5 protein-coding genes and 1 pseudogene are annotated in these 6285 nt (G+C 53.4%); all 6 read right to left on the bottom strand.

Going from position 1 to position 6285, the window contains the following annotated elements; all coding sequences use genetic code 11:
• A partial coding sequence (locus tag GSQ80_RS06620) for a hypothetical protein (RefSeq protein ID WP_254059485.1) occupies positions 1–1387 on the bottom strand: 1387 nt, incomplete at its 3' end.
• Between the two features lie 21 nt (positions 1388–1408).
• A pseudogene (locus GSQ80_RS23840) lies at positions 1409–1612 on the bottom strand (DUF4062 domain-containing protein); the annotation flags it as partial.
• Between the two features lie 270 nt (positions 1613–1882).
• The gene (locus tag GSQ80_RS06615) at positions 1883–3514 is read right to left on the bottom strand and encodes a Na+/H+ antiporter (RefSeq protein WP_254059484.1); all 1632 of its coding nucleotides are present in this window, start codon (positions 3512–3514) and stop codon (positions 1883–1885) included.
• Between the two features lie 223 nt (positions 3515–3737).
• Positions 3738–4340: a cytochrome P460 family protein gene (locus tag GSQ80_RS06610; protein WP_254059483.1), complete on the bottom strand. Its 603-nt coding sequence runs from the start codon at positions 4338–4340 to the stop codon at positions 3738–3740.
• Positions 4341–4438: 98 nt separating this feature from the next.
• Positions 4439–5122 carry a VOC family protein gene (locus GSQ80_RS06605; protein ID WP_158786844.1) on the bottom strand — a complete coding sequence of 228 codons (684 nt, stop codon included), beginning with the start codon at positions 5120–5122 and terminating at the stop codon, positions 4439–4441.
• Positions 5123–5230: 108 nt separating this feature from the next.
• The gene (locus GSQ80_RS06600; protein ID WP_158786843.1) at positions 5231–6259 is read right to left on the bottom strand and encodes a D-cysteine desulfhydrase family protein; all 1029 of its coding nucleotides are present in this window, start codon (positions 6257–6259) and stop codon (positions 5231–5233) included.
• Between the last annotated feature and the right edge of the window lie 26 nt (positions 6260–6285).

Below are 6285 nucleotides of genomic sequence, written 5' to 3'. Positions count from 1 at the left end.
CAAAAACATCGTATCCGCCAGCGCTGACTAATGGTCCCAACCCAAGATCTATTGTTCCCTGAAAATATCCAGTGAGGAGTATCCGTCCGTCAGCCGCGATGGACAAACTGGTAGCAGTCGCTTGAGTCCCAAATGCCTTCGACCACCGTAGCACGCCGGAGGGATCATATCGAGCAAACAGACACACCGATGACAACCCGTTCGAGGTTTCACGAGGTAGCTTATTCCTCATAAATCCGGATGTCAGAACATCCCCATTGGCTCTATCAAAGCTCACCACCGATCCTTGCTCTACAGAGGGATCTCCAAAACGTTTGCACCAAAGCGCATTCCCAAGGCGATCAAACTTGGCGAGAAATCCGCAGTAGTCGGTAGGGTGTTCCTCTGTTAGTGAAAGACTGCCAAAGGAGATTGAGCCCTTGAAGACACCAGCCAAACCGATATTGCCGTCAGCGTCAATGGCAATCGACCGTGTTTGTTGTTCATATTTTCCGCCTATTCTCCTCGCCCAAATTAGTTCTCCGTCTGAAGAGAAAGCTGCCAAGAATATGTCGGTCTGAGCGCTCTCGCTTTTCAGATCACCCGCGCCAAAATCCACGGACCCCTGAAACCGTCCGGCCACAGCAACCCATCCCCCAGGTGCCACCGAGATGCACTCCGCGACATGGTATTGATTGTCTCCAAAACTCTTGCTCCAGAGGTGTCGCCCGTCGTTGTCCAGCTTCGCAAGAGCCACATTGTAACGGCCTCGTGAGACGAGAGCCACTCCGCCGAAATCCAAGCTCCCATTGAAAGAACTGGCAATAAAGATTGAGCCACTCGCATCGGTATCTACCCCGATGCCAACTTGTTCGAACTGGTCACCATATCGTTGGCTCCAAAGGCATTCACCCGACCTATCAAATTTAGCCAGGAAAATGTCTCGATCGCCGGCGCTTGTTAGCTTTGATTTGCCAAAATCGATGCTGCCCCAAAAGTCACCTACGATAATGGCATTGCCATCTGAGTCAGTTGTCAGACCGTGAACAAGTTGTCGAGACTCGTCGCCAAACCTCTGGCAATAAACAGGTGTAACTCGGGGTGCCTTTTCGTGTCCGTCAGATAGAGGCTCAGTTCCTCCGCCTCGAATGGAGGAATTGGCTTTGTCCTCAAGCTCCCGGATAGTTCTGCCAACGTCGATGGCAACCTGCAATGCCAATTTGTTCGCGTCCGGGAAGTATGCAGGAGTATGCCGATCACTTAAGGTCTTTTTCCACTGTTGAAGCAATAGAGACTTTTGGGCGTCCTCTTCGTCGGGGTGCTCCGATGTGTTCGAGAAGTAGGCCAGACACTCTAGGTTCATTCGAAACGCCTCTTGGTATTCTGCTTCCGAAAAGGAAATTTCCATGCCCGGTGCCAGCGTTCCGTATCTGTGACCAACAATAACTACTATGATTTTGCTTCTGCGGACCTCATCGAGGCACGTCTGAAGAGGTCGTTGCGGTCTGGCCCCGAAAAGCTCCATTGAGTGATGTTCGACCTCAAGTCGCTGTAGAGCATCCAAAACTGCTCCGCGCTCTGCGCTGAGGTCAGAGTAAGTCCCACAAACGAAGACCGATAGACGGGAATTCATGTAGTTGGTGTGGCGTCCATTGAGCAATCTTTACACAACTCTGAGGAAATTACGGTCTTGTATTGGTTAGGGCGAAATCCAAACCAGATGAATCGCGTGCTTGCGCACGACCCTTTCTAGCCCCAAAGATTCGGCAAATTACGAGCCGGATTCGTATCGGAAAGTCGGCATAGCGGAAGTGGTCAAGATCCTCACTAGTGTTTCGCCTTATACGGCGGTGACATTGGTGAACTGAGATCTTCAGGCTCCGCGGATCATAAATCCGCTGATTCAACTTTTCGTTGCTGGAATGCCGAGCCTTGAGTTCCGTGCATCGAGCACTTGCGTCTCCCTCAGGTCGAGGTCGCGCTCCAACGTCCGGAGCAATCGATCGTTTATCCGGCCCTGACCGCGCAAATCCACAATGGCCTGTCTCTGGACATTCAAAACCTGAAGCGTGATCGTTAGTCGATCGGCACGATCCATCGGCGCGTCGTTGGGGAGCTCTATCAGCGAACCGCCGACATGGAAATCATCGGGTTGGACGAATTCCGGGAAGATCGCGGCTGCCTTTAGCGAACCGCGCATCGTTCCTGCCTCGAGATAGATCCGCGCCGCGTTCTGCATATGCAATCTAGCGTATGCCTCCTCACTATGGTCTTCGTCTGCGCCGCCAAGTCCCAGAAAGCGAATGAGCCAGGGTAGGGTCAGGCCCTGGAGGACGAGAGTGACGAGGATGACTGAGAATGTCAGAAAGAGAATCAGGTTGCGACCAGGAAACGCGCGCCCGTCCGAGAGCGTTTCGGGGATAGACAGAGCCGCGGCGAGTGCAAGCACTCCTCGCATACCTGTCCAGCCAGTGATGAACACCTGCTTTACCTGGGGCCTGGGCTCCGGCTGCTTCAGAACGTGGCGCTGAAAAAGATAAGCAATATAACTACTGGGATAAACCCACACCAGCCGCAGCCCGATGATGATCACATTGATAGCAATCGCGTCTAGCAGCAATGTCACACTGGTGTAGTTATGTAGACCCGCGAGGATGAACGGGAGCTGCAGTCCAATGAGGACAAAAACCAATCCGTTGAGCACAAAGTCAATCGTGTCCCAAAGAGCATATGCTTGAAGACGCACCGGCGGCGAGAAGAATGTCGCACTCTCGCGACTGAGGTAGAAACCCGCTGTTACAACGGCCAAGACGCCCGAGGCGTGAATTTTCTCCGCCAAAATGTAGGCGGTGTACGCACTGAGCAGGCCGACTGTTAACTCGATCGGGGCGTCATCGATATGCAGTTCCAACCAGTGAACGGTCCATGCCACCACCAACCCCACTAGGATCCCCGCCAAAACTAGATAGAGCAGACGCAACACGCCAATCGAGGCCGATGGCGTCTCCCCGCTCATTATCAGAGCGAGCGCAAATTCCAGCCCAAGCAGACCACTTGCATCATTGATCAGGCTCTCGCCTTCGAGGACGTCCGTGATGCGCCCAGGCAAACCAACCCGCTTGGCAATCGAAGCGGCTGCGATCGCATCCGTCGGCGCGAGGATTGCGCCCAGAAGGAAGCCGGTTTTCCAGTTCAAAAGTAAGAAAAGCCGTTCACCAGCAATGGCCACACCAGTCACAGTGAAAACGACCAAGCCAAACGCCAACAGCAGAATACTGGCCAGGTTGTAACGGAATTCGCGCAAGGAAGTCAGCCAAGCTGCGTGGAATAGGAGCGGTGGCAACACAGCCAAAAAGAATAGCTCGGGATTGAGTCGTACCCTCGGTAGATCTGGAAACAGGCTGAGGAGGAGCCCTCCAAGGACAAGCACAATCGGATACGCAACCTTAAGCCGCCGAGCAAGTTCGCCGAGAACGACGACAAAGCCCAACAGTAAAAGGAACACAGTCTCGAAAGTCCTGATATCACCGTGCACATGAGTCTCCAGACAGTTCAAAGTGCCTTCGATATGATTACTGGAGGACAGCCTATTTGACTACGACGAGACTGCCGTCCCGAGACGCTGCTATCCGTCTTGTAGACTGGCTGGACGACCGCCAGTCGAACCTTTGTTGATCGGTGCGAACAGCGGGTCTTTTGGCGATACCGTCGGTCTCGTGATTTGCCCAGCGGTCAAACGCAATAGGATCTGATTCTTTTTATGGCGCGTAAACGGTGAAGATAAAATCCCGAGCTCTCGCAGGCTCATGGCAAGCAAAACAGGTCTTGGGTTCCGCTTCGTTCAGGGGTTTGCCATTCGTGAATTGAGCAAATCCCCAACCTCCTGTAGCAGAGTATCTCTTGGAATCCTTGACCATGAATTGAACGTTAGTGGGCGAACCAGCAACGAAGGATTGCTCACGAGCAAAGACTTTGTTGTTTTCCTCGGAAGGGACGTATTTCCAGGCCAGCCGGGCAATAATCGTGCCATCTGGAAATGGGAGGTTTCCTTTCCGATATCCCTTGACTGCCACGTTGTTGCCCAAGATGGCACGAATATCATTGAGATTACCTGCCTCGTGGGCTACAGAGATCAATTTCCAGTCCCGATATCCAGCAGGAATTTTGACCTCGTAGTTCGGAGAAGCCTTTTCGTCGGTCTGTCCAGATAGGTGAGGCGAGAACGCGAGGAGACTGACCACTATTGCCGCCACAACTGATAAGAAAGAGATCCGTTTCATAGAAGTACCTCGTTCAATCTTGAGCATCATTCTTCCCACCCCTACCGCCGAGCATTCATTTTCGTTGAGACGTTGTTCCACAATCTGAATGTATTTCCGAACGCGAGGTGTGTAACTAAAGACGGATTGGACGGCCGTCGTCTCGCTAGACAAAATGTCAACTAACGTCCTCGTTTGAATTACTTGGGCAGCTTGGCGCCCGTCTGCTCCCGCACGATGTACTCGGCGTACCAGTCGGGCCAATTCGCATCTGTATGGCCAATTCCCTTCTCATGTTGACCGTGAGCGGCCGCGGCGCGGCGAAGCGCTGCCGCCAAATCGTCCACCGATGTAAATGCCGTCTGGGCCGGGCTGACACGGCCCGGTAATCGTGTCGTGACCTCCTGCAATAGCCAGCCATTGCCGTCCGGGTCGCTAAACGTGACGAAAGAGCCATAGCTGGCGCGATCGGGGGCGGCGCCCTCGATGCGACCGGTCGCGCCTACGTGCTCGAATTGAGCACCCGGTGTCCCGGGATGGAAGACGTCGCTGGCCTTCGCACCGCAAGCGAAGAGTTGATCACGCGCAGCTTCGATGTTGGAGACGATCAGGTAGAGGCCTTGGGCTGAACCAGGCGTAGCCGACGTGATCTTCGTGCCGAATTGAAGCGAGCACCCTGAACCAGGCGGCGTGAATTGGACCACCCGAAATCCGTTATCGAAGGGGAAGTCGGCGTCGAGCCTCCACCCAAGGTTCGCGTAGTATTCCTTTGCTCGGTCCACGTCCGAGACTGGAATCACGATCGCCTCTAGTTTCAGATCGACTACTCCTAAACTCTCGTTTCTAGTCGCATTGTTGCCTCGAACTTCATACTCACTTGCCATGTTTTTTCTCCTCTGGGTTTAAATGGGCTCACGATCAGATTCGATAAACGCGAGCAATGCTGGGTAGTGCGTGTCTAAGATGAAAGGGCGGCCGGTACGGATTTGCCTCTAAGAAGCCTGTTCAAAGGCAGGTTGATATGCAAAGAGGCCCGGAACGCCGCCAGTCATCAGAAACAGAATGGCTTCACCTGCTTTGTAGGCTCCGCCGCGAACGGCCGCTAGAAGACCCGCGAACGCTTTACCGCTATAGACCGGATCTAGCAACAGTCCTTCCGTTCTGGCTATTGTCCGAACGGCATTCAACATTGCTGAGGTCGGAAGGCCATAACCATCACCGAGTTGATCACCACGAACGTGAATCGCGTCCGGGTCGATCGATTTCGTTGGGTCAAGGAGCGCTAGCGTCGCTTTGGCAAGCTCGTGAGTACTAAGTTGTGCTTCCTTAGCCGGATTAAGAACGGAATACGAACTGATCATCGCGGGATTCATCCCAAGCAAAGCAAACCCAGCCGCGAGACCGGCGTGCGTCCCGGAGCTTCCGTTGGGAACGATGATTTGGGTAAAGCCGCCTTCAATTTCTTGCTGCTGCTTCATAAGCTCTACTGCACAATCGGCATAACCAAGACATCCGACAGGATAACTACCGCCAGACCCAACCAGATAGGGCCGCCTGCCCTCACTCTTCAAAACTTTGACTCGATCCGTCGCAAACTCCACGGCGCTCTCCGTACCAGAAAGCAAGTGAATTTTCGCTCCAAAGATTTCGTTGAGGAGCATGTTGCCGTTGCGCCGATACGCTTCATCACTCCGGGGTACAACCTGGGTCAGGACCAGTTCGCATGTCATCCCAATATGCGCTGCAGCTGCCGCACTGAGGCGGCAGTGATTTGACTGCAGGCCACCGACCGTGATGAAAGTATCGGAACCTTGCGAAATCGCATCACCCAACAGAAATTCGAGTTTCCGCAGCTTATTGCCGCCTCCACCGAGACCCATCAGATCATCTCGCTTTACATAGAGCCGTACGTTGGTTTCCAACTCCCGCTCAAGGCGGTTCAACCGTTGAATTGGCGTGGGGCTGTTGAAAAGCTTCTTATGTGAGAAGCGCTCAGAAATAGGTAAGTTCTGTGAATTCATGCTTCACGCCCTCTTTATTTATGAGA

This window comes from Granulicella sp. L46, from assembly GCF_009765785.1.
Classification (GTDB): Bacteria; Acidobacteriota; Terriglobia; order Terriglobales; family Acidobacteriaceae; genus Granulicella.
This window is presented reverse-complemented; position numbering and strand designations above follow the sequence as displayed.

What these genes read in the sequence shown, in the direction of transcription:
- GSQ80_RS06605 (WP_158786844.1), bottom strand. Translation starts at nt 5,122, where the DNA reads ATGGCAAGTGAGTATGAAGTTCGAGGCAACAATGCGACTAGAAACGAG.
- GSQ80_RS06600 (WP_158786843.1), bottom strand. Translation starts at nt 6,259, where the DNA reads ATGAATTCACAGAACTTACCTATTTCTGAGCGCTTCTCACATAAGAAG.